Below are 23,962 nucleotides of genomic sequence, written 5' to 3' on the forward strand. Positions count from 1 at the left end.
ATCACATCAGAACTCGTCTAAATGGTGGTTGTCTTCCTTTTTACGTTTGACATCCATCTCCTCATCGTAGTCGGAGTAATCCACACGCCCCTCCGAGATTCCTTGTTCGTTCTCATACACCATCAACCAGAGCCGGACCAAGTAATAGATGAACGGTGCTGGAATCGCGTTCTTCGCCAAATGGCTCTTTGGATACGGATTTGGTGAGTAGTTTTTCACTGCCGCCCACCACTCTTTGGACCGCTCGGAGAAGAAGAACGAGGAGGTCTCAGCTTTCTCAGACGGGCCACCTGTCGTCAGGAGCTGCTTCAATCGAGGAGGTTGTGGAACCTCAAACGAGGTCTCGAAAGCGCGCTTGTACTCAATTGGCATCCCGAACATCCGTCCGTTCAGAACGACGGGGTCGTTAAGCGGTGCGCGCGGGACGTTCTCAATAATGTAGTGATCACAGTATTTCTCCGCGAGTATCCGTGCACTCGGGATCATGTTCTCGTGCTCCTCGGGATCCCCCGAGATGCTTGTCGTTGCAGCCCAACGTGAGCAGACAGGATGGAACAGTCCAAGGTCAAACTTGATGTCGTCCTTAAGTGGGAGGTCCCAGTCCTTGTCCTCTATGTGGGCGTCTGCTTTAATCGGCGTACTTTCGTTCGTGTCCTTGGGATTGATTCCGATACGTACCACGTTCCCGAAGTCACTGAGGACCTCTGATTCCGTCCCATAGTCTGCGAAGCAGTGGAGGATGAGTGGTTCTCCACGTGTGGTGTCTCCGTTTGAGGTCATACGGGGTCACCTATCTCCTGTCCAGCGCTCTCGGGGCCGCTAAAAGAATCCCCTGAAGAGAACACCGGTGTAGAGTGCGCGTAGAGTGTCACTATCATATGCATAGACGACGACTCAGTTTAAACTCTCCATCTAAAACGATACTTCAGTATAGGTCCATTCACGCATCTTTATTGAGAAACCAAGTAAAGTGATGATATTCAGTAGACCTATTCGGAGACGTAATCAAGAATTCTGTCCAGTTGGTCTTCGAAATTCTGGCGACTTCGAGAGTCCATTTGGTACGTTGAGAGCGATTGGTTAAACCTCCGTCCAACATCGCTAATGGTTGTTCCAGATTCCGAGTGAAGCTTGCTGACGAAGGCGAGCACAGCGGCCCGACAACGGTTGAATTCGCTGTCCAGTACATAATTAGCAATCCGTTGTTTATTAAACATTTTATGGGTGCCGTAGTAATGCTCTGCCTCCCGGTTGTAGGTTAGGTGGGCACCCCACCACAGACGAGCCATTTGGTTCGAATAGAGGTCGCCCTGTTCCCCAAGGAGCTTCTCTTTCAGATCACCGTGTCCGAGCCAACGGGTCACAACATAGTCCGGGAATTCGATGAGTGCGAGGTATTGCCAGACGCCGATTTGACCCGCGACACGTGGGGGAATCTCGTAATACTGATGAACGAGTGGGGAAAGTACCGAATCCATCGCCGACCGCTGTGTATCGATATCTGGATCAAAGATGGTCGTGGCGCGTTCAATTACCTCCTCCAGCGCAACTAAATCAATACTAGCCTCGGGGACCGAGTCGTATTCAACATACCCCTCTAAGTCATCCCTCAGCGAGAGTACCTCCTCCCGGGAGGTGAACTCATCGTGCTCCTCTACCATATCCCGGCCAGCATCGGTGAGTCGTGGAATATCAGTCATGGTCTGAAGTCGTCAATGAAGTCGTTGAGTTGTGAGGCTTGGTCAAGATACAGTTGTACGGCGACGTTGAGCTCACGGATGAAGCTCCGAAGTTCATCAGGTTCGGACACAGCCTCACCGAGACTCTCAACTACCTCATCGTACGATGCACCCTCATAGAGATACGGGCCGATCTCCTCAATCAGGCCTTCCTGCCAATCATACTGTGGTTCGTCGGATTCGGCGACCGTCGTTGCTGTATGAATGACGAGCTGTATCCAAGTTGACGTACCTAACTCCGCCTTGATGACGTTCTTTAAATATGCGTCAAAGCTGTAGAACGTCTCGGTTTCCAATATGTCCACTATCGGCTGGTTGAGAGTGTTGACGAGGACTGCAGGTTCTCGTGGGTTGCTCTTGAGCAAGTGGACCGCATCCTCTGGATAGTCGCCGTCGGAGAAGTCCCTATACCGAAACGGGAAGCCAGTGCCACTCTGTTCGGGTTCATCTATCTGGACTTTCCAAGCGTCACCACCTGCGATACGCATACCTCCTTTCGGAGCGAACGGGAGCCCACTGGATACATCATCCGTCGTAACGATTCGCGGAGTCAGCGTCACGGTGTCACGAAAGAGATTGGCCTCCAGATCAATGGTTTTTGTATACGTTCCAGTAGTTAGTGGCTCGTCCTCGATGGCCACTTCGTACCGCAGGTGTGTCGATTTCGATTCAACGACGACAATCAGCTTAGCATCGTAAGGAGGGGAGCCCTCACAAACGTGGTCCAAATCTCGGTCAGAGATTGACAGCGACAGCGAGAGTTCTGCCCGATCCCACGGCTGGTAACGAAAGAGTGGTAGGGTGGTTTCGTCTGTTTCGGGCTCCGAAGGTTCAGTTTCATCAACGCAGTATTCGCTAATCTGGAGATCTATCGCGTCTTCCCGGTAGCGATAAGGGAGCTCGTCGGCGTTAGCGGACGCACGTTGGATGTCGGGTGTCATTCGAGTTATTCCTCCATGATTTCGGCACTGATTTTAATCTTAGTTTGAGTGGCTTCGCCGACGTCAAAGAGTTCCTCTGGGTCCCGGGAGAGTCCATCTAGCTCAATAGAGTCCCCCTGGAATGCGACACGGTCAGCCGTTCCATCGGCTTCAAGATGGGCGACTCCGTCGGCATCAATTGAGGTATCGGCGTCTCCTTCCACGACTTCAAAGTCATCTATCGGGATTGACTCGCTCTCATGTTCTTGACTGTCGAGTCTTACGAGTTCAACGGTGAGTGTCCAGTCACCATGGCCTGAATCGCGGGGACCACCTTTAGCGTAGAATTGCCACCTTTCGTCGTCAATCCAGACGTCGGGTCGGGTTTCCCAGCTGAGGGCAGGGCCCTCGTCGTTATCGGAAAATCGGCCGTCCATAATCGGGACGATCTCGTCCATCCCTGGCACTTCGTCACCAGAATTGACATCCTCCTGAACAACGTCGTGGATCTCTGCTTCCAGTCGTTCACCCTTTAACGCGTTAATTTCAGCCGTGATGGTCCCGATGTAGTGTTCGTCAAGATAGTCGTTGTTGGAGCCGACCCAGTCGTCGTGTTGTGTGGGCTCGGATCTCTTAAGGAAGTCTTCGAGAGCTGCTTCTGCATCCGTGACGTCCTCGCCAGGCCGCGTCTGTGCTTCGCCGGCAACCATGACCGAAGCGAAGTCTTTGCCGCGGTTGGCTGCCCGAGACATATCGACGTAATCAACGATCATCTGGGCCCCGCGGAGTCGCGCCACATGGTTGATTACCAGTTCGTCGTCATCGTCAGCATCGAAATCAGCCCGGTCCGCTGGGGTGAGGTGACGTACGATGAGGTCAACGGCAGTTTGGTAGCCGTCGTGTGGGTCCTCGTCTATCGTTTCTGGGTCTTCGCGTGGGATTTCGATTGGTACTTCTCGTTTCGCAAAGCTACCGGCCCCACTCAGTTCCGTTTCGCTGATATCGAAGTAGTCGCTATAGCACTTGACGTACGGCTTGACTCCGGGGGCATCGTCAAGTGTCGCCTCCGTTTGGGTCCCATCTGGAGTCTTAACGTGAACTTCCAGTTCGTCTCGCACCATTGCTGGCCAGAAATATTTCACTGACGCATGGCGGAAAGAGGCAGCTAGCTCGTCCATCTCGGGATCGGATCCTCCTGGAATGCGGAAACCGACAACGCCGATGCTTGTTCCGTAGTTGTTGTTTGGTCGGCTTACCGAGAGCGTGTCTGCGAGTTCGTCCGCGTCGTCGAGGTCTCCCCAGAGCGACGCTGGACGGCCGATGTCGTCAATGCGGTCGGGGTCGTTTCGACCGTACCAGCCGTGGTTCGTGAAATGCGTCGTTTCCGCTTCGTCAGTGTGTGCTGGGACAATTGTACGTCCGACGAGTCGTGGCGGTTCACTACCACCGTCAGAGGGGAGTGAATCTGGATTCGAATTGAACAGGACTGTGGAGAGGCCTGAGAAAGCCCAGAGTACTGTCTTGCCGAGTCCCTTGCTCCCACCCGAACTGGATCCCGGTTTGTTCGTACTGCCGAAGTCTTTGACAAGTGAAGCGTAGGTCTGCTTTGTGTCTGTTTCAGTACCCCGGAGACCGGTCGTATGCTCGTCGTGAATGGTGAGGACGGTGAGGCTGTCGCCGTCAAAATGATTAAGAAACCGCTTGAGGCCTGGGTCACGGGCCTGATCGTTTTCGATTGCGCGTTCTATATGCCAGCGGAGATCTTCTGGGCTCCCACCGTGCCAATTCCATAAGAGCGTCTCTAAAAAGTCCTCAAGGTCGCTTCCTGTGAGTGTGGTAAAATCGAAAGTTACCTTTACAGGTTCTTCCTCGGAGACGCCTTGGTCATTTGCGTTTTGAAGAACTTCACGAACAAACGTTTCAAGAGTGCTATCCAAAGCACTCTCGGTAGGGTTTTTGTGATATTCTGTTATCCCCGACTTCTGCTCTGGGAATTTCCAGACAGGATCAACCATTAGTGAGATGCTATTTCACGGGTGACTATGAATATGTGATGGTGAAAATAGGCCTACTCGTCCAAACGACCTCCGAATCTTGAAACGATAGAGAATCTGCTGGTTTGAAGTGTTAAATCGTCCATCAGCAGGTGGCGACCTCCGATTTGAAGGGGTTCTCTGGAATGCAACACATTCTACTCCATTGCTCTTACCAAGCAAAGCAGGCTAGAGAAACACGCTACCTCAAGATTTGTTGCCTCCGACTTTGGGGTACTACTCACGTTTTACCGTTCTCGGAAGTAGACACAGTAGTCGTTGGCGAAACACTGCTCACACAGCGGTTCATTCTGGCAGACCAGCGCACCGAAATCGAGCAGAGCGAGATTGTACGCCCGGGCCTGGCCAGGAACAAATCTCTGCGTGAAAGCCAGCTGATCCGATTCTGTCTCGGGCCATGTGTCTCGAAATACCCGACTGTACACTCTCTCTACGTTCCTGTCAAGCACCGGCAACTGGTCACCACGGGCGAAGCACAACGTAGCGTTCGCCACGTAGTGGCCGACTCGCGGGAGATCCATCAACGAATCAGGGTCAGTGGGGAGGTGGTCATGTGTCGAGGCGATCTGCTTCAGCGCCCCTGCGCGCATGTTTTGGAATCCGAGAGGCTCAATAGCCTCGACGAGTTCCTCCTCACTGGCCTCCTCAATCTCGTCCAGCGTCGGGAACTGTTCCAGGAATCTTGGGTAGACCGCTTCAACGTTGTCAGCCGGTGTCTGAGTCAGGAAGAACTCCGCTACGAACACCTCGTACAGTGTTCGATCTGGTTCCCGCCATGGGTACTCGCGTCGGTTCTCTGTCCCCCATTCGATCAGGTCTGCCCTGAACTGGCACTCCTCCTCAGACGGCATAATGTCTCTCAGTCGTCGGCGACGGTGGACTCAACAGACGGTGCTGCTGCACCGACGTGGGAGAGGATTGCTTGCCCCATGTACTCACCTAGCTTTGGGGGGACTGCGTTACCGATCAACCGGCCAAGATTCGACACGCCGACGTCCTCCCACTCCTCGTAGAAGTCGTAGTCTTCCGGGAATGTCTGAAGCAGTGCTCCCTCGAGGAGCGAGAGAGCTCTATTCTGGTCTACATCGTAATGTCCGAAGCGGCCACTGCCGTAGTTATAGAACTGTGTCGTGATCGTCGGGGAGGGTTCGTCGGGCCGCATCCGGCTGTAGGGAGCTTTGTACGAGCGTCCACTCGCCTTCCGGTGACAGTCCGCGAGGAGGTGGTTGAGGTCCTCCTCCTCCCAGAGAGTCCAATCTCCGCCTGGTTCCATATTATCGATACGCTCCAGATTCTTTTCCGAGAGTGAGCGTGCCCTATGCAAGTCGTTCACCTCACTGACTTCGCCTGCTTCGATTGGTGGCAAGTGATCAATTGTGTCTTTGACCGTGGGGTAGTTGTCTTCGTTCTGAATGGGGGGTTCGGGTAAAGAGAGGGGGCTCTGTTTGGACGCCATGACCACCCACCGCTTCCGCTTCTGGGGGATTCCGTATTCGGGACAGTAGACATTCTTGTTTTCGTCACTGTTGACGTGGTAGCCTTGGGATTCCAGGCTATTGACGAACGAATCGTAGACACCGTCTTCTTGTTTTACCTGGAGTACGTTCTCGGTGACCACTACATCCGGTTCAACGTACTTTGCGATCCGGGATACCTCGTTCAGCAGCCCCCACTTTTGATGATCCTCGTGGCCTTTCCCCTTTGAGTGCCCCATCGTTGAGTACGGTTGACAAGGCGCACACGCCGCGAGGACCTTCAGATCCGCATCCCACGGGTACATCTGTGCGATTGGTTCGGGATCCTGTGCTAGCGAACTGATGTCTGCTCTGACGTATTCACCGTCGATATTCTGTTCGTACGGGTACTTACAGTCTGGGTCGTGGTCAATCCCTGCAACGACCGAGATACCGGACTCCTGGAGCCCATAACTGAGCCCACCGGCCCCGCAGAACAGATCCACTGCGGCTACCTTCATAATACTCTTTCCCGCGTATCGTCACATAAGCGTTCGGCAACTATGGCGTCCTGGCTATCTGGTGTCCCATTAAGGGTGACACGACGTCCTCCGATTAGAGCCTCTGTCTGTTCTGACTGCCCGCGTCCATCGACGCGTAACAATAATACTAACTGGATGGTCATAGTCCGGTACGAATATACCGGTTTCTCACATGGACCAGGAGCAAATACAAATCAACGAAGCGGTCAATTGGTTCTTCTTCAGTGGTGGGCCAGGAGCGCCACGCTACGGCGATGACCCAACCAAACACGCCGTTGACCACGACTCCGAGGCGTTTGTCCGTGAGGTTCTCCAAAACGCGAACGATCAGGCCCTTTCAAACGACGATCCAGTCGAAGTAACGTTCCGTTTCGTCACGCTCACGGGAGACGAGAAAGAGGAGTTCCTCAATGGATTGGGCTGGGATGACGGGCTCGGGGAACGGATGCAAGCGGTCGCAGACACACACAATGGTCACCGCTACGAGCGGGTCGTTGAACGAGTTAACGACTCCGACGCCGAGCTCCGCCTCCTCATCGTCGAAGATAGAAACACAACCGGCTTGACCGGAAATTGGGACGAAGACTCAAACTACGCCGCCCTAGTCCGGGACGAACTCTACAGTAGCAAGCAAGACGACACCGCCGGTGGCTCGTACGGCCTCGGCAAGTCGGTTCTCTGGACGTTTTCGGGTGCTTCAACGGTCGTCTTTAACTCACACCTCGCACACGGTGAGCGTGAGGGCGAGTCTCCGCGACTCATCGGCCGTTCTAAGTTCCCTACCCACCAACTCCAGGGAGACGATACGACGTACCAAGGTGCGGGGTGGCTCTGCCAGCCAATCGAAACGGATGAAGGGCCACGTCCGGACTCATTCTGGGGGGAGCGTGCGTCGCGGCTGGCGGAACAGCTGCACGTGGAACGGCCCACTGTTAGCGGAACGAGCGCTATGGTCGTCGAGTTCCAGGACCCGACCCGGGACGAGCGACCGGACGTTGAAGACCTCGCACAGGAGTTTGTTGAAGCATCTGTCAAGTACTTCTGGCCAGCGATCTATCGAGGCGATCTCGATATTACGGTCGAAACGCCAGACGAGACACTGACAGCTGACGTAGAGAGCGTCCCAGCGATCCGTCCGTTCGTTGAGGCGTACGACGAGAGAACGACGGACGCTCAGACGTTGGCAGACCCTGGGGACGTTGCTGGACTCGACATTCCGGTAGAGATCCCCCCTCGTGCCGATGGGTCCGAGACTCCCGACGGCTCAGTACGGTTGTCGGCTCGCCTCGCGTCCCCTGCAGACGACGATGCGTATCTGAATAGCGTTGCACTGTTCCGTGGAGCGGGGATGGTGGTCAAGTACTACGACCAGAGCCGTGTCGCCTACGGTGATCGAAACTTCTTCGGCGTGCTGGCTGCTGGCGAAGCACGGCCGGAAGGAACTCCGTCCAAGAGTGACCGAGAGATTGACCGATTCCTGCGATTTTCCGAACCACCAGAACACGACGAGTGGGAGTCCACCGAGAACCTCCGTGAACAGTATCAACGTGGCTTCCGCACGGCACTTGACAACATGTTCGGAACGCTACGTGACGGCCTCCGTCATCTGATATCGAAGGGAGGAAACACCGATTCTCTCTCCGATAATGTTCTGAACCGGTTCCCGATCCACGGGAGTGGGAATCCCCGATCTACGACGTCGCCCGCAGAGCCTGTCTTCGAGATCGACAGCTCATCTCGCTTCGATGGCGATGCATGGACTATCTCTGGTCGAATTAAAGTACTCCCTGAAGAGTTTGAGGGGTGGAGTGCCGACATCTCACTCACGGGTGTTGGGGAGGACGGATCCCGATACGACGACATTCCTATCAACGACGTTGAGGTCGAACAATCCGGTGTAACCGTGTCGTACGACGACGGGTCTGCTCACCTCGTCGCCGACGAACACGTCTATGAAGTCTCGTTCTCTGGTCGTTCGCATCCCGATGAAGCCGCTGACTTAGTACACGGCGACGTCGGCGCGACCCAACTAGAGATACTCGCAGAGTTACAGACGCCCGAGGAGGATTAAGAGTGACCAGACACTCGCAACGACACCGTACTACGACACTTCCGTTCAGCTACCGTGAGAAGGGAGTAGACTTCGAACTGAACTCGTTCACCGTTGACGACGGGAGTCAAACAGAGCTTGAACTGAACCCGGCACAAACAGAGATTGACCTCGCTTCAGCCGTGTCGTCATCCGACAGGAGTGGTGAACCGAATTGGAACACCATCACTCTTCACGGAAAGCTACGCCTGCCTGAGGAGACGGTTCAAGCAGTCTTTCCACAAGAGGAACGGGCACAACCTCCGGCTAAGCTCTACGTCACTATTCGTTGTCACGAGACGATCTATCGTGACCGGGTTGTCATCTCCGAGTCTCCAACGACACCCGGCGAATACGACGTTGTACTAGAAGTCCCGAAGAACACTGTCCGAGGGACTGTCGAACTACGTCCATATCTCGTTCGCACAGAATCTCATCCCGGGGGGCAGCCGAGCGACTACGCCGATCAAAAGAACTTCCGTCTCGCCAGTGGGACGCTGTACTACGTCGTAGTTGATCGTCCTGATGACGAAGAGCGAGCCGCCATTGATGGTGAGCAAGTACGGTTCTCACAGAACGATCACCTCCCCGGTGGGAACAAGCTCTACTACCTCGACTTCCGAAACGAGAGTCGTCCCAAGCTGTGGATTAACTCCGACCACCCTCGTATCGCCGAGGTACTACAGAGTAGAGGATCTGTCGGGGCGGAGGCTCGGATGCGTGACGTCATACTTGACCAGGTGAGCTACGGTGTGTGGGTGCAATTGATCGTCCGGGCTGGTAGTGCCGTAGATGTAGAGGGCGATGTTGAACACGAGTGGCAAGAGATGGTACTCCAGACGTTTGCTCGTAACCTCTACGAGACTAGTGACGTGGACGAAGCGACTCACCGTCTCAGGGATGATCTCTCTGACCCACAGACTCTACCCCACGTGATACAGAGAATCGATAGTGAACTGCAGGAATACATAAACCCCCGAGAGCAGCTGATCCATCTCATGGAGGAGGGGCTCCAGATCTAACGTGACCGAGACAGAATTACACCGACTGACCGAAGACGGACGCCGCCTCGTTGGTCAGTCGTTCATGAAAGGCGAGGCGACGCTCACCGACGAACAGCTGGACGAGTACATAGAACCCATACCGGGCCACCCAACTGCCGACCTTGATAGGATTGATTCGTCGGTACAGCAGGTAGTTCAGGAGTACCCGGAGTACGACACAGCTATTGATGGCGCACTCGCTGAAGAGATTCACCGGGGCCTCGACATTACGAGACGAACTGCTGGAGATCCGGGCCTCTGGCACTGGCTAGCAGTCGTCCGGTATCCAGAGCTCATCCGGCACCGCTGGGAGTACCGCTCTGAGGAAGCGATGAGGGAGAAGTTCCTCGGGGCAGGTTCCGATTTGTACTCGAACGCCATCCACCGTCTCTGGTGGATTGCGGAGCTAACTTCCCGTGACGACGATTATTCGACGACTGACGCGGTCTTCGCCAATCAGACGATGGTCAACAAGGTGTTTGACCGCTGGTTCGCGCGCTACCGACCCGCTGTCCGAGCTATGTGCGACGAACTCGCAGATGAACCATCCCGTGTCATTGACGAGACGACGCGACGATTCAACCATGCACTGACGAACGTACAGCTTGAAGGCCTGTCCGAGAACGAGGCACGTGAGATGATTCGGCAGATCGTCGCTGAGTCTCGATAAACTACGTCCACCCTTAATTGCGATCTTCAACTGTCCATATCAGTGTGTTTCCAACCCTCTGAGAAGCAACTAATCCGTCTTTTTCCATCCTCTGTAGTCGCTTGTAAGCGGTGTCATGAGCACAACCAACTTGATCTGCGATCTCGCCCGTACCGGCCATCCCCCCCTCTAAATTAATCGCGTTAAGGAAATCCTCGGTGGAGTATTCGCCAGTGTATCTTCCTGTCTCTTCGTCCCGGTCGGGCATCGTTTTCTCTTTCCACGCCACTCTGATTAGTCCTAACGGTATACCGAAGGCCAATATGAGGCCTCCGAAAGGCATTTACCATTATGAGTATTCATAATGGGTGTGGAGACTGGCCTTAGGGGTGTTGGGTATCAGAAATGCCCGGGTGCTAGAGACACCCGGGGCGTCAAGCAAGAACCAAGCAATACGACAACGAAGTATGGCAGAAACTACAGCACGATCGAACGGCGAATCAAGCGGTGACCGAACAGGCAGTGGCGGGTCTGACCGCACCGGACTCTGTGAGTGTAACGAGACCGTGGACCCAGACACGCGTCAGGAGGTATTGGAGGAGTACAAGCACCGATGCCAAGCGTGTGGGCGGCGCGGTCCGGAAGAAGGAGGGTTGGCGACGATACACGTCCACCATATTGACCGTCACATTGATGACATGGATGAGCACGCGATGGAGAACTTGACGTTGATGTGTCGTCCGTGTCACAGCTGGCTCCATCAACAGGCGACGCCGGGTGAGTCGCCGGTGACGATTACGGACGCGGATCGGAACGTCCTGTTGCCGCAGGACGTTGAGGTGTTGCAATTCCTCGCATCGCACGGGCCAACGCGGACAGGGGACATCGCGTCTGGGATGACCGCTGACCTGTCTGTGTCTGCGGTCCGGGAGCGACTCTGGGTTCTCATGGGGCTGGACAATCGTGTTGAGTCGCGTGACCGGCAGATCGTCGATAAGGACGTCGAGACCGGTGAGTGGGGACTCACGGATCAGATCGAGAACTCTGCTCGCGGTCACATCCCGGATGACCAGCAGTTACTGTTGCAGCGGATGGAGGATGAGCAGGTGCGGCGCGCGCTTGACCGCGGCTGCGAACGGCGCGCGGTGATGGACGTCCTGGGAATCTCGCGGCGCTCAACGTTCAACAAAATCAAGCGAGCTTACGCGTACGACTTCCCGCTCGACGCGTTCAGCCGCGGTGGCCGCCCGACAAGCGAGACCCGCAATCAGGGACGTGACGTGGAGCGTGATACACCAAAGGATGACGCAGGCGACGAGCAGCAGCGCCTCAACGATGTCGCTGGCGAGGATCTCGGTCGCGTGGAAACGTGGGGGAACAGCGATACGACGACTGGGCCATCAGGGTTGGCGGCGGGTAGTGGAGATGATGAGTCCGCCTCCGGTTGTCCAGAGACTGAAGCCGTGTCACCCAACCTAACTGAGGAGTTGCTTCGAGAACTTCAGTCAGCGATTGAAGCGTTGGAAGCGGCCGACGAAGCGCTGTAACCAGAGGTAGGGCCGGAAATTGAGATCTTTTTGTACGAGTGTAGTGTTGTTCACTTGCCTCGGTCTGCTATCCCGGGTTCGCGTTCAGAGCACGGCAAGCCTGAAAGCGGTCCGGCCTCTCATTGCGGCTCTAACACTCTTACAGTAATAGTGGAGTTTGAGTTTATTCGAAGTCGTCTAGTGAGGTCTGTTCCAACTTGGTTTGGACATCGTCAACGAATTCGTCAACTTTCCGCTGGAGTGCCTGAAGTGATTTTGAGACGACTTTCCACTCATCCGTGCTTCCGGCCTGTATCTTCTGGATGTGTTCGTCCAGTCCCTGTTGCTGGTACTCTGAGAGAATGGTTTTTGTGTGTGATCGAAGTTCGTTTTTCAGATTTGCGTCGAGATCAACCCAGAGTGGGTGAGCATCTTCAAGGAGATCGTCGACATCGAATGTGTCCTGAGCAAGTGCGACGTGGACGGTGGACTGAAGAATCGAGATTGTGAACTGGCGGTAGTCGTCCTCGTTGGTGCCGACATCGAATGGGTAGTACTCTGTAGGTAGACGGCGTGTCCCAGTGAAAATGGGGAATGTGGATTGGAGTTCGTCGAGGTTGAATTCGTAGTCTTCGATGGTTCGCACGATGTATTGGTTGGCGTCCTCGTCGAAGTGAACGACTGCGAAGTCGTTGTCCGGGAGGAACGGGTTTACGGAGAGGTCGGCGAACGACGAGTAGGCGAATTCAGCGTCGTAGTCTTCAGTTGACTCGGCGGACGAGACGACGCCCCGAGTTAACAGAAAGGTTGGGGAGTGATGAATGGCCTCGTACTTCTCGTTTTGCTCTTCATCCAACGTCTTTGACTTGCAGTCGATGACGATAGAGTGGTTGTGGGCTCGGCTGGTGAGAATCAGGTCGGGGTTGACCTTGGTTCCCTCGTGGACGAAGTCGGGATCAATGATGTCGACGGTGTAGCCAAGGTTTCGGAGGGAGTCGGGAAACGTCCGGTCCAGTTGGCACAGACCGATCCACGCGTTGATTTGGAGGGTGTGGTTAGAGACGTTCTCCATCACTCCTGCACCTCCATTGTCGCGTTTGAGTCGTAGTGTCGTTGGAGGTTTGAATAGATGCGGAGGGCGGTGTTCCCGCACGCTTCATTCCCAAGGTAGAGTCGGAGCCACTCAGGACAAATCTCGATGGTATACTTGTCGTTATTGTGGAGGTCGATGCCCTTCACCTTCCAGTATTGATCGTCCAATTTTGTCTTCGCTCCCCAAAGTCGGAGCGGGTTCTTCGCCGTGATCGTGTTCTCGATGAACTCTCGGACGTTCTCAATCTCGTTGTCCAGTTCGATGACGAGCGGCGTTCCGTCCATCCCGGTGCCGTGGTCTCGGGACTCGTAGGAGAGGCGGTGGTTCTCTTCGATACGTTGGAGGAGTGTCGAGTAGCGGTTCTTGATTTCAGCTACGGTGTCAAGGTGGAGTTGTATTGAGTCGCCGCCGCTGGTAGTGAAGCGGCCGTTGTGGGTAACTCTCTCCAAGACAAATGAACCGTTCACTTCCCGCTTGATACCTACACTAGAGAGTGAGAGGAAACTGGAGAGTTCTTCGTGGCTGTCGAGGATGTCGAATAGAGTGCCGGTACCGCGGCCACTACTCCGGACGGACAAATCACCGAAGGCTAGCCTGTCTTCAATGTAGTCCTCGGAGAATACGTCGTCGGCGTCGTAGCTGACCCCCACGTCGCGGAACTCGCCCATCTCCATGACGTCGCGCTGCTGTTCAACGGGCATCCATGTGTAGTCCAGACCATTCCGCACGCCGCTGACCATATCTGCGACGACTTTCTTTGCGTCCTCTGATTCTTCTAGTGTGTACAACGTCCAGAATCGAGAGTCCTCGTGATCAAGGAAGAACGTATAGTTAGTACCGTTGCGACGGATTACGAGTTCTTCGAGATTGAAGTCCACCTCGCGTGTTTGGGTAATATCTACTCGTTCTCGGAGGTCTGCCGGTGAGACGTTGGACTCTATCAAGAACGTCTTTAGCATCGTTTGGCCGGGTTGAAGTTCTTGATCTTCCGACAGCTCGTCGTACGTGCCTTCCATGGTATGTTGGAAGACGTCAAAGAGATCTCGGCGGCTCTGGATGGAAGTAGTTGACATTTGCGTTTCCTTGGTCTCGTCTCTTGTTTGGCTCTTATCCCCTGGTCGTGTTAATGATTAGCAATCCATGGTGAAAGTGGAGTTGGTCTCGCTTGGCGGTTTCTTCTGTTGACCTCCGAAAGGAACGTATAAATCCGTGGTGGTGCCTGGCTACCGTTGAACCCCAACTAAGAACGGATGATCGCGGTGATCTCGCCCCTGGTACCTGAAATAACTGACAAGCGTGGGGTTGAATGCCATCTGGCTATGGACCGTCGTCTATTGCGGCCACAGGAGTTCTTGACGAGCACAAGTACAGTAGGTGTATCGGACCGAGTCGTACCTAAGTCACGAATAGTACCCGTGGTCAGAGGGTGACTTTGGAGATGCGTTGTCGGTGATAGCTTAATTTCTCGGGGTTGAGGTCGTGTTCCTCATCTACGGTCAGAGTGTTACCGTCAACCGTCTCGTCGTACTCGTGTCGGATTTCGTGAGTTGCAGGGTCGATTTCTATCACTCCGTAGTCGAAGTCTGCATGGTGGTTTGGACACAGAATGAGAATGTTCCCCGGTGTGTCTGGTCCGGTATGTGGATCCCCTAGCGGCTGGATGTGATGACCTTCTGCGTAGGGTTGATTTGACCCCCGATACCGGACATCACCGCAAACCTGGCACTCGAACTCATATGCTTTCTTTAGGTCTTTGACGAGTGTCGTGTTACGGACTTTCCGACTCACCGTGGTTTCTACAGAATTCGGGGTGGCAGCGTCGGTGACGACCTCTTCCGGGTCTAGATTCGAGGCATCAGCTGCGTCTAACACAGCCTGGGAATCGACAGCCCGTTCATCTCCATCCGCCAATATCGAGTCGAATATCGGCATCTCATCAATCAACAAGTCGTCTGCGGGATGGGAACATGTCCGTTTGATGTGCCGTCCAATCGTCGCCTCAGAACGCTTCATCTTTGAAGCAACCTTTTCAAGAGTCATTTCTGGGTCCCGTGCCCAGATCTCCCGGGCTTTCTGGCAATCCTCTCTAGTTAGATCCCCACCTCGTTCATCAATCGTCCGAGCATTCGTCGTTATGTCGTGCGAACAGTTCCCATTGAGGTGTCGAACGACGGCCGCGTAGCTCCACCGGACGTCCCGCGCAACATCTATCATAGTTCGCTGTTCGTCTTCGAAGAACCGCTCTCGGAGCACTGCACAGTCGGTTCTTGAAATCGGTTCCCGGTCACGGATTTCGCCCCGTTCCACGGTTGGAGCGTCGATGTCGTGTGAACACTCACCGGTTAGGTGACGAGCAATCGGCTGCCATCGGGTCTCGAACCGTTGCTCTAGTGTTTCAGTTTCGACGCCGTCGGCGAACAGGTTCCGGAGCTCTTGGCATTGCTCAGCGTCTAATTGATGGCTGACCGGTGGGTCGATTGGTTCGATAGCGACGTCGTGACCGCAGTCCCCGTAGAGGTGATGCCGGATCGCCTGTTTCTCAATATCTAACTGCTGCGCCAGTGGATTGAACCCGGTTCGCTGGGAGTATTCACGCCGAATGGTCTCGCAACGCTCCGCTGTCACTACAGATTCTTCTGTCATACTTGCTCACCTCAAAGTCCGCCGATATTCGTTGATTGTACGATTAGTCACGTGCACTACGTCTGTCAGATCGTCAACTGACAAGTCAGGACGACCATCATCCACTCGCTGGTTCGCTTCTAATACGGCAGCGCATACCCCGGCCTCCGTACTACCGTTTCCGGCGACTAATTCTGTATGAGCCTCCAGAACCGCTTCTGTCTCCGTCACGACTCCTGGAGGAAGGCTACACTCGGTTTTAAGGACGGAAATCCCGTGTTCAGTGTCTTCAAACCGGTGTTTTTCGATAGTGTATTCAGTCTCCTGATATACTTGTTTGAGAATCTTTGTGTACTCGTTCCGAATCGTCACCTCGGTCGGACCAACCACGTTTGATACTTCACTCTGTGTAACGTCGTAGGAGCACTCGCTGAGATATTGACCTGCGAAGATTGTACTTGCAGCAATCGTCGTCGGAGCGAGATTCTCTAACCGGCCGGTTAGAGAGTCCACAATATCAAGAAGAATATCAATCTCATCACTAACACCGAGTTCTTCAGCTGTCGTTTTGAGCGTCGTTTCAGGGCGTGGTGGTGGTAATGGAACGCCAGCTTCGCTCAGGATCCGTGATGACACCGTTTGTAAGCGACTATCTTTGATTCGAGCTTCGGCCGCGACCTCTCTGAATGTTGCCCCACATTCTTCCTGGTGTAATCGCACCGTTGCGTACACACAGAGGGCACTAAGATCGTCGAGTCGAGCAAATTCAATGTCTTGCTCAAGGATTTGATGATAGATGCGGAGTCCTTGCTTGATAACGGATTCAGAGAGATCAAGGCTATCACCCATACGTTCTATTTCGCTCGCAACGTAGCGAATTCCCCCTGCTCGGAAGTCGCGCTGACTCATTGACCCATCAGTTTGAACAGACGTAGTAAGTAACTTGTCGTGGAGTGAAGTTGTTCTGCTGTAACTGGGATCGATGAACGAAGAGCACAGGGAGAAATCATTGAGCGTCCGGGTTTCACCTGATGTTGTGTGGGATAGCTTCGGTAACTGTCTAGTCGATCCTTGCTCTTTAGCTAAATCTTATAGAGTGTCATAGAACGGTTGACACACCTGATTCTAACGGTAAATACAGACAAGCTACCTACAGGGTTATTTAGAATATCTACTTCAACGATATTATTTCGGATTAGTACGGAAAGGAGTCACTCGTCTCTGAGTGTCTTGATGGGGACCCATTCCTCTCCCGTATACCATTCCCACTCTTGCCACGGATAGTCCCATGCATAACCATCGTCTCCCCTAATGAGTTTATCAAAATCACGTGTCGCGCCAGAAGGGCTCCTGGGCTCACCTTGGAACTGAATTCGGCCATTTTGTACCTCCGCAAAAATCGTTATCGCTGAGTATTTGCCTTGCTCAAGGTACTGCCATCGAAGCGTCGTCCCGTCTGGAAGCATCGGTAGTTCTGGTTCTGGCATTGCCCCTAAACCAACTGTTGAGGTTGTGTTAAACCTTGTCACGGTGAATGGGACTCGGCGCGGCGGTGACTATGCACATCTACTCACTCGCGTTTCGCCCAATTCCACGGTGAAACGAAACACCTTGGGAATAGGTCTATGACACCTTCAAACCTTCAGTAGATGGTCGTAGACCCGTTCAGTCGTCTGAATACTACGGTGACGAAGTCGGTTGCGGACATCGTACAGCGTGTTTCCGTCTTCTTCGTTCATCATTCGATAAGCAACACCGTGCCGTAGTGCGTGAGGTGTGACGTCGCTTGGGTCACCTCTACTCCCGTCAAGTTTGTAGGGTCGAATTGCTGCCTCCTCAGCGATCTTGTGAAGCATATTCCGCACGCCTTGTTCGCTAATTCGTTCGGAGGATCGAGACGGGAAGAGGGCTGGCGTGTCTTTCCATCGGTTGGTGAGGTACGCCGAGAGCAGACGTGTCGTGTCGCCAGTGAGTTCAAGGGTCACCGGTGGCGGAGAATTCTCATTGGGGTAGTCCTTCTGCAGGTCCGTGGGAAGGTAGAGTTCCGAGTTGTTGTTCCGCAGGAGTTCTATGTCGATCTGGACGAGCTCGCCTACCCGGAGCCCGGTATCGTACATCGTCGTGACGATTGCTTCGTTTCGCTGTTGGAGGTATTCTGCACCAGTCGCGTAACATGCCGACCGAAGTGATTCGACTTGATTGGGAGTCACCCACACTTTCGCCCGAACTTGGGAATTTGCGTACTCACCCATTTTGACCAATCCTCTTTATAAACAGTACTGTGCCACAATCACTTGAACTTTGGAGTTTACAAGTAGACTCCAAAGTTCAATTATTAGGGTTGTTTTCTATCTACCTCGAAATACACGACGAGCAGACAAGACTAAATCAGGAACCCATCGTTAATGCCTGCACACCAAGCGATCTCGTAAGGAACCCTGAATTGATTTCCCCGAGGGCACGCGGTACAGTCCGCGGCATGATATGTTGCGCTTGGAGAACCGGTGACGTACCGGAACTTCGAGATCCCGGTTGAACCCATCGATGAGTTGGTACCGAGGGAGATTCTGGGGTACCGACGGGATCCAGCGAGTATTGGCTTGAGGGGGCCGTATGTTGACCTTGGACTGTTCGATTTCGGTGGGACGCAACGGCGGTTGTTGGCGTTCGGGCCTGATGCGTCATACTTCCATTCGCTAGCGCCAGGCGACCCTGTTGAGAACGCCACATGGGGATTCCCGTCAAAAGACGGCCTCCAACAACTCATCGACGACGGGCAACTGATGCGACACGGGCCAGTCGCCACACAATAACACCGGTCGAAGTGAACACACAGATACGCACCGGAATTATCCTTCTGGTGAAGAGAGTACATTCACAGTGGTTGGATCGCCTTTTTCCTCACTCTCCGTCGATTTTGCAAAAGACACCATAGACCTCCGTCAGTTGCATTCTGTCTGATCCTCGGTCATTACCCGGACCTACCGCGAGCGGGATATATCGGCTATCCAGTGACAGATTCTTGTACGATGAACGACCAATGTTGATTCAATGGGCATCCTTGACCTGGAGAATGGGGTCCCGATACCAATGGGAACCCAACTGAATACGCTCAAGCGAACAGTGCACGCGGACCCGTTCATTCGTATGAAATCTGATTCCGCTGAGATCCGGTCTTCAACGGAAAGTGGCTGGCCGACTATCATAACGGGGGAGAGTAGTGACTCTCGATTTGGGGTCGCAGTGGACTATCTCGGAAGTTGGCACGAAACGCCTGTGGACGAAATTGATATCCTCCTCTCAGACGACCCGGAGTGGACTATCATCGTCACATACCCCCGGCTGGATTTGGCGAGAGAAGACCCGAATTATGATATCGGTGATTGCAAGGGGTATGAGACCCACGAGCACGAATCTGTAGATGTTGGCAAAACCTTGGTAGAATCATTTGACCGGGGTGCTGCCCCGGTTTTCCATGGGTCAAGTGAATACAATTCGGCCTTTGCATGCCACAGGGCGAATTCTTACGAATCCCTTAAGGAGATGTTTAACCTCAGCCGGTACTCCCACATCGAAAAGCGGGAGGAACGAATATACAATCTAGTTGTTTCGAGGGAGGCTCGCTGGGAGGGCAAAGACACCTCTATGCAGGATTTGGCGAAGGATATCCTGGATTCTGATTCGTAGCCCCACCACGTTTAGTTCAGGCACTGTCCAACACCGAGGCCGTCCAAGCAGCTGATCAGCGAATCCCCCGCTCTGGGAACGTCTAGATTCCGTGCCGAGGATGCGACGCGAGCCTTGACGTCGGCTGGTTCACCCACGACACGAGTACGAGTGCGACGAGTGCGGGACGCACCACCACGTCACGGTCGTCTCCGGGGATATTGGCGGACCGGAGAGCAACCAGGAAAACTGTGCCTCCTATGCGACGAGACCCAGGACACCGATCTGATGGATACGCACCATATCTCCTACTCGCTAGAACGAGTCGTTCGGTTCTGTCGGGAGTGCCACCGACGTATCCACCAGGATCCGGGGTACTACGACGGTTTCGAATCGGAGACCACACCGGAAGCGCCAGTCCCGGATTTCATGAGTCATCCGGGATAAATCTCTTATTCCCGGCTTCGTGCTTCCTCAAAGGAGTATGACGAGAAAATCACATTTGAGTCGTCTATAGAATACTGGAAGAGGCGTTGGAAGTCCCGTGTATCGTCTTCTGATAACGTAGAGGTCAACTCCCCGTCGAAGCGCACCCAGTGGAAATCTTCTAGTCCATAGTCGTCTTCTCGGGCTGCCATTTCGTGCCCAAACATACCGATAACGTACTTTTGCTTCTGACCAGGTTCGAGGAATTCTGTGGTGCCTCGCCAGTCCCCCGCGCCACCTTCGTAGACTTTTATCTCATCTGGCAACTCATCGTATGAGCGGTTATCATCGAGAATCAGATCACTCACTTCCGTGTCTGAGGTAGGTGCAAGCGAGATTCGTATTGTGGCCTCTATGGGTACTTGTCCGGTATTCTCGAAGACAAGCCATCCACCACCATCCTCTAACGATTCGTGGTGGATTGAGAGTTGAGGGCGCCTCATGAACTTGACCTCCTCCCGCATGTACTTCGTCTGTTGTTGGCTGGAGTAGGCCGTTATCGCAGTGATGAGTGCTAGGAAGAGTGTGCCGAATGCCACGGCTTCCTGTGCAGTGTACAGATTGGTATGGTGGTAAACTACGACCGACGTGAGAAAGAGTAGTACCGCTCCGATTACGAGCCACCCCTTGTACTCGAACGACCCGCCCAATCTTCTCACACTCAAGAGATATTGTGCATCCGATATACTATTTCCCACTCAGGTCCGATACCCGATTACAGCGATATCCTCGACGTGCAGAACACTCCGCATGAAATCCAGTGTAGTAACCGAGTGCTGAAACAGATTGCCGTACTCAGGGTGTTCAGTAGGAACAATCAAACAACCAAACTCGATTACATCCCGGCCACCGTTTCGGGTCTTCCCACCTCTAATGAACTTCAGGATATCATCGCTAATCCGCTTACGCTGAGCCTTCTCAACCTCGACCGCAATCCGTTTCTCTGGATGGTACAGGTCGACACTATGCTTGAACTCAGGATACCAGAGCATGGTCTTGGGGTTGCGGCCGGATTTAGCATCCCATTCGTACTCATACTCCGGTAATGACTCAGCAACCAGACCGTCAAAATCCTCATTAAGAGTATCCTCTGGGACCTGTTCAAGACTGGAGACTATCTTCTGGTATTCATCATCCGGGAACCGTCGAGAAGTCTTCTGAGACCGAATCTCACTCAATAGCTTCTCTTTCACGACCTCGACCATGGGTTATCGGACGAGCGAACGGCACAAGGATAAAAAGTAGGGTCAGTGTTGCCGCTGGTCGTTGCCTGACGTACCCATCCTCATCGGGACCGAGACGAAGATCTTCAGGAGTACGGCCACAATTCGGGCACGTAACCCGGTACGCTGGAACAGCATTTCCACAGTTTCCATACTGTCTTCCTTTTTCAAAATTCACTTGTGGTGGCGAGGGCTCAGGGACCAGGAATCTAGTGAATCTGGTCACGCGCCACGGGCAACTGGCCTCGTCACACCGTGGTTTCTTACCGCAGGCGACGCCACCGAGCTCCATAATCGCGTTGTTCCAGATTCGGGACTCTCCAGGCGGCATGAGGGCATTCGCAACAGTTTCGTAGTCTGGATCGTCCGCATTATGGATTTCTGCAAATGCGCGGTCTAAACACGGCCGGGCGATAGTGGAACCAGCAAATCCAATCGAAGACTGAGCACACCAGAGGTGGATAAAATATAGGGGTCGGGGGCTCACGAGTTGGTGTCGTAGAGCTCCTTCACGTAGGCTCCGTCGTGGAGCATGAGTTGGACTTCGCCTCGGGGGTCGTAGTAGTGGTCTTTGCCGTTCAGGACGTAGACCTTTCCGGGTTCCAGTCGAACGTCGGGGTCGTAGACAACGAAGGCTCGGATGTCTCCGTAGTTCATCGACTTGTCCCAGAGGAGCCCCTTCTGGTATGGTCGATGGCTGTCCAGGTCTTGCTCACAAGTGACCTGAGCTTTGACGAGGACATTGTCGCCTGACCCGGAAAGATCGGCGAGATCAGCGAGTCCCTGCTTTTGCGCCATCTCAGTCACCCCCCTTCCGAGTGATACTGATTGCTCCGCTGCTCCGGCCAGCCTCGGCAGTCGAGCCACACCACGGGCAGGTCTCGTTTGTTCGAAGCGGTTCGTGGGGATGACCACACCCCTGACACCGGACTTTACCGGGTGCTCGAACCCGTGTCTTACTGGCGTACATCACGGTCGTGATAACTCCGTTCTTGCAAGTCATCAGAAGGTCCATCAACGGGTGGAGCCGAGCCTCGTGGTAGTCTTTGTCCGGTGCTTCGACTCGTACACCGCGTTCCCACGCTGTTGCGAGGGGAATATCTCCGTTGTCGAATCGGTCGCCGTACTCGTCTGCTGCATGGGACGACACAACTGGACGCTGATGCTGGTCGCTGGTGGTTTTCGTGTTCATGGGTAGAATCCTCTGGTCGGCAGGACGGATCTGGCCCTACCGAAGTGTGCTCAGTCGGACGAACGGTCTCCGAGAATCGCTATCGCGCCGTCGGGTGAGGGGGATCTCGAACCGGCAGGCTACACGCTACGCTCAGTGACGATGCTCTGGGCTCAAGTTCACTCCGGCAGGATATCGACCGAAGCAAAGATGCTGCTCAGAACGTTGAACACCCTTCGCAATTCAGGGAGTCATCATCTGACGCCGCTCGACATAGGGTCAAAGGGCCCGAAGCCACTTCGTGTAATCCTTCGCGGGCGAGCGCCAAAGGTAACCCCTTAGCTGACGAAGTCGAGCCAATCCTCGTGACCTGCCATAAGGCAGGTAGAGGGTATCGAGAAGGGCCTCAAATAGAGGCCGGAAAATCGGCATACCCTCGCTGGCTCTCCGAGCCACCTCAGCCGGGAACCCCTCATTAACAGTATTGTCGCAGGACCATACTTAAACCAAACTTAAGCAAGCACCCCCTCACCTGTTCTGATATTCTGTCGTCCCTCGGTCTGTTCAGCAGCGCTGCATTAAAGAGCGCATCCGGTGCAGGTTTAATGAATGAGTCAATCGGTGTGGGAGACTGCCACTATTGACGATACTATCCGGGAGATCACCACGGGTGCCCGGTTAGATTATCGGGCAGGACCCATACACGAGGGTGAAGGGGACGGAGATCTGCCGCCGGCATGGGGGGTCGATGTGGAATCCTATGCTGTTGGATACGAGCCAGTCGGAGAGACATCTATTGGGAATGCCTCAGAGCGGTACCGCCACTCGAAGTTCTCTCGGTTTCGAACTCCGGCTGATCGTCTCGCCGAACATAACGAGGGACGGCATCAATCAGATGGGGATCTGAGTGCGCGACTTGCTCGACTCGACAAGAAACGCATCACCCAAGCATACTGTTCTCGACTCGATGTGACTCAGTTCCAGCGAGATGAGGCAGTACGAGCGATGCTACTGTTGAACCTCGACGACTTCGGGCAGAACAAACGGATCGAGAAAGTGGCGTTAACGGTCATCCGAGTCGTCGTCAACTACAATCGCTTCGCACACCTGCAGGACGAGGATGGTACGCGAATTTCGGAGACAGAAGATTTCAAACGGCTCGCTGAATCCGTTGATTTGGATAAGCGAACGATGCGGCGGCTATCGAAAAGTATCAAGGAGAAGCTGAGTGCGGCTGAGTTCTTCAAAACGGATCTGGAGCGACAAGACCTTCGACAGGCGGAATTCCAGCACCGAAACAAACGTGACACGCCACAACCCGGCCACGCGTGGCCTGCCTCCGAGTAGGACGTTTGAACCTGCCTGGCGACCCCCTCTATCGGTTAATTGGTGTCACCACTCCTCGAATGAGGGTCGAATGTCTGAGGACGGAACTGACGCGGAAGTTGTTCGGTCAGCACGAATTACGCGACATCGTGATGGCACTCCTCTTGGGTGCGGTATTCACCTTACTGGTCCCGATCTTCTCCGAGGTATCGATCCGGTCAAAACCGATGTTGTCGATGTCGTTATTCAGGATGGGGAACTCCGGCTAGTGCCTGGAAAAGGAGAACCTGTAATCGTCGAACGTGGTGCGTCAGCCAACCAGAAAGAACAATTGCGAGAAGCAAAATCAAAGTCTGAGT

At 54.0% G+C, this 23,962-nt stretch carries 22 protein-coding genes and 1 pseudogene; 6 read left to right on the forward strand and 17 right to left on the reverse strand.

Annotated features, from left to right (window positions below; all coding sequences use genetic code 11):
- Positions 1-6 precede the first annotated feature (6 nt).
- The 6 genes from G9C83_RS11520 to G9C83_RS11545 form a co-directional block, all read right to left on the reverse strand.
- The gene (locus G9C83_RS11520) at positions 7-780 is read right to left on the reverse strand and encodes a hypothetical protein (protein ID WP_167246285.1); all 774 of its coding nucleotides are present in this window, start codon (positions 778-780) and stop codon (positions 7-9) included.
- Positions 781-989: 209 nt separating this feature from the next.
- Positions 990-1,700 (reverse strand): DUF6339 family protein, encoded by a 711-nt coding sequence (locus G9C83_RS11525; protein ID WP_167246286.1) that lies wholly within the window; start codon positions 1,698-1,700, stop codon positions 990-992.
- The gene (locus tag G9C83_RS11530; RefSeq protein ID WP_167246287.1) at positions 1,697-2,680 is read right to left on the reverse strand and encodes a hypothetical protein; all 984 of its coding nucleotides are present in this window, start codon (positions 2,678-2,680) and stop codon (positions 1,697-1,699) included. Before G9C83_RS11530 ends, G9C83_RS11525 begins: the two co-directional genes overlap by 4 nt.
- Positions 2,681-2,685: 5 nt before the next feature.
- A complete protein-coding gene (locus G9C83_RS11535; protein ID WP_167246288.1) occupies positions 2,686-4,674 on the reverse strand; it encodes a hypothetical protein in 1,989 nt (662 codons plus the stop codon).
- 266 nt (positions 4,675-4,940) lie between these two features.
- Positions 4,941-5,564 (reverse strand): hypothetical protein, encoded by a 624-nt coding sequence (locus tag G9C83_RS11540; protein WP_167246289.1) that lies wholly within the window; start codon positions 5,562-5,564, stop codon positions 4,941-4,943.
- Between the two features lie 8 nt (positions 5,565-5,572).
- Complete coding sequence (locus tag G9C83_RS11545) at positions 5,573-6,688, reverse strand: DNA cytosine methyltransferase (RefSeq protein WP_167246290.1); 1,116 nt, start codon at positions 6,686-6,688, stop codon at positions 5,573-5,575.
- Between the two features lie 193 nt (positions 6,689-6,881).
- Here G9C83_RS11545 and G9C83_RS11550 point away from each other — a divergent pair, with 193 nt between their 5' ends.
- The 3 genes from G9C83_RS11550 to G9C83_RS11560 are packed head-to-tail and all read left to right on the forward strand — an operon-like array spanning position 6,882 to position 10,511.
- Positions 6,882-8,780, forward strand: a complete 1,899-nt coding sequence (locus G9C83_RS11550) for a hypothetical protein (RefSeq protein ID WP_167246291.1) — start codon at positions 6,882-6,884, stop codon at positions 8,778-8,780.
- 2 nt (positions 8,781-8,782) lie between these two features.
- Positions 8,783-9,820 (forward strand): hypothetical protein, encoded by a 1,038-nt coding sequence (locus tag G9C83_RS11555; RefSeq protein WP_167246292.1) that lies wholly within the window; start codon positions 8,783-8,785, stop codon positions 9,818-9,820.
- Between the two features lies 1 nt (position 9,821).
- A complete protein-coding gene (locus G9C83_RS11560) occupies positions 9,822-10,511 on the forward strand; it encodes a DUF6339 family protein (protein WP_167246293.1) in 690 nt (229 codons plus the stop codon).
- 13 nt (positions 10,512-10,524) lie between these two features.
- On the opposite strand, the gene G9C83_RS11565 is transcribed toward G9C83_RS11560, so the two are convergent.
- Positions 10,525-10,758 carry a helix-turn-helix domain-containing protein gene (locus G9C83_RS11565; protein WP_167246294.1) on the reverse strand — a complete coding sequence of 78 codons (234 nt, stop codon included), beginning with the start codon at positions 10,756-10,758 and terminating at the stop codon, positions 10,525-10,527.
- A 199-nt stretch (positions 10,759-10,957) separates the two neighbouring features.
- Here G9C83_RS11565 and G9C83_RS11570 point away from each other — a divergent pair, with 199 nt between their 5' ends.
- Positions 10,958-12,037, forward strand: a complete 1,080-nt coding sequence (locus G9C83_RS11570; protein ID WP_167246295.1) for an HNH endonuclease signature motif containing protein — start codon at positions 10,958-10,960, stop codon at positions 12,035-12,037.
- 163 nt (positions 12,038-12,200) lie between these two features.
- Here the strand turns inward: G9C83_RS11570 and G9C83_RS11575 are convergent, their stop codons facing one another.
- The 6 genes from G9C83_RS11575 to G9C83_RS11600 form a co-directional block, all read right to left on the reverse strand.
- Complete coding sequence (locus G9C83_RS11575; RefSeq protein WP_347877808.1) at positions 12,201-13,088, reverse strand: hypothetical protein; 888 nt, start codon at positions 13,086-13,088, stop codon at positions 12,201-12,203.
- Entirely contained in the window at positions 13,088-14,125 is a 1,038-nt protein-coding gene (locus tag G9C83_RS11580; RefSeq protein ID WP_167246296.1) for a hypothetical protein, read from the reverse strand. Before G9C83_RS11580 ends, G9C83_RS11575 begins: the two co-directional genes overlap by 1 nt.
- A gap of 403 nt (positions 14,126-14,528) precedes the next feature.
- A complete protein-coding gene (locus G9C83_RS11585; protein WP_167246297.1) occupies positions 14,529-15,752 on the reverse strand; it encodes an HNH endonuclease in 1,224 nt (407 codons plus the stop codon).
- 6 nt (positions 15,753-15,758) lie between these two features.
- Positions 15,759-16,640 carry a transcription initiation factor IIB family protein gene (locus G9C83_RS11590; protein ID WP_167246298.1) on the reverse strand — a complete coding sequence of 294 codons (882 nt, stop codon included), beginning with the start codon at positions 16,638-16,640 and terminating at the stop codon, positions 15,759-15,761.
- 302 nt (positions 16,641-16,942) lie between these two features.
- Positions 16,943-17,218: a hypothetical protein gene (locus G9C83_RS11595; RefSeq protein ID WP_167246299.1), complete on the reverse strand. Its 276-nt coding sequence runs from the start codon at positions 17,216-17,218 to the stop codon at positions 16,943-16,945.
- A gap of 147 nt (positions 17,219-17,365) precedes the next feature.
- On the reverse strand, positions 17,366-17,983 hold the full coding sequence (locus G9C83_RS11600; protein ID WP_167246300.1) for a site-specific integrase: 618 nt from the start codon (positions 17,981-17,983) through the stop codon (positions 17,366-17,368).
- A 799-nt stretch (positions 17,984-18,782) separates the two neighbouring features.
- Between G9C83_RS11600 and G9C83_RS11605 the strand changes: the two genes are divergently transcribed.
- Positions 18,783-19,418, forward strand: coding sequence for a hypothetical protein (locus tag G9C83_RS11605; RefSeq protein WP_167246301.1), 636 nt, complete (start codon positions 18,783-18,785; stop codon positions 19,416-19,418).
- Positions 19,419-19,849: 431 nt separating this feature from the next.
- Here G9C83_RS11605 and G9C83_RS11610 read toward each other — a convergent pair whose 3' ends face one another.
- From G9C83_RS11610 to G9C83_RS11625, 4 genes and pseudogenes are all read right to left on the reverse strand, one after another.
- The gene (locus G9C83_RS11610; RefSeq protein ID WP_167246302.1) at positions 19,850-20,542 is read right to left on the reverse strand and encodes a hypothetical protein; all 693 of its coding nucleotides are present in this window, start codon (positions 20,540-20,542) and stop codon (positions 19,850-19,852) included.
- 39 nt (positions 20,543-20,581) lie between these two features.
- On the reverse strand, positions 20,582-21,088 hold the full coding sequence (locus tag G9C83_RS11615) for a hypothetical protein (RefSeq protein WP_167246303.1): 507 nt from the start codon (positions 21,086-21,088) through the stop codon (positions 20,582-20,584).
- A 172-nt stretch (positions 21,089-21,260) separates the two neighbouring features.
- Positions 21,261-21,500, reverse strand: a pseudogene (locus G9C83_RS16280) (A/G-specific adenine glycosylase); the annotation flags it as partial.
- Positions 21,501-21,589: 89 nt separating this feature from the next.
- On the reverse strand, positions 21,590-22,021 hold the full coding sequence (locus G9C83_RS11625; RefSeq protein WP_167246304.1) for a hypothetical protein: 432 nt from the start codon (positions 22,019-22,021) through the stop codon (positions 21,590-21,592).
- 1,225 nt (positions 22,022-23,246) lie between these two features.
- Between G9C83_RS11625 and G9C83_RS11630 the strand changes: the two genes are divergently transcribed.
- Positions 23,247-23,624, forward strand: coding sequence for a hypothetical protein (locus G9C83_RS11630; RefSeq protein WP_167246305.1), 378 nt, complete (start codon positions 23,247-23,249; stop codon positions 23,622-23,624).
- Positions 23,625-23,962: the final 338 nt, after the last annotated feature.

The sequence above is a fragment of the Halobacterium sp. R2-5 genome, from assembly GCF_011734195.1.
Classification (GTDB): Archaea; Halobacteriota; Halobacteria; order Halobacteriales; family Halobacteriaceae; genus Halobacterium.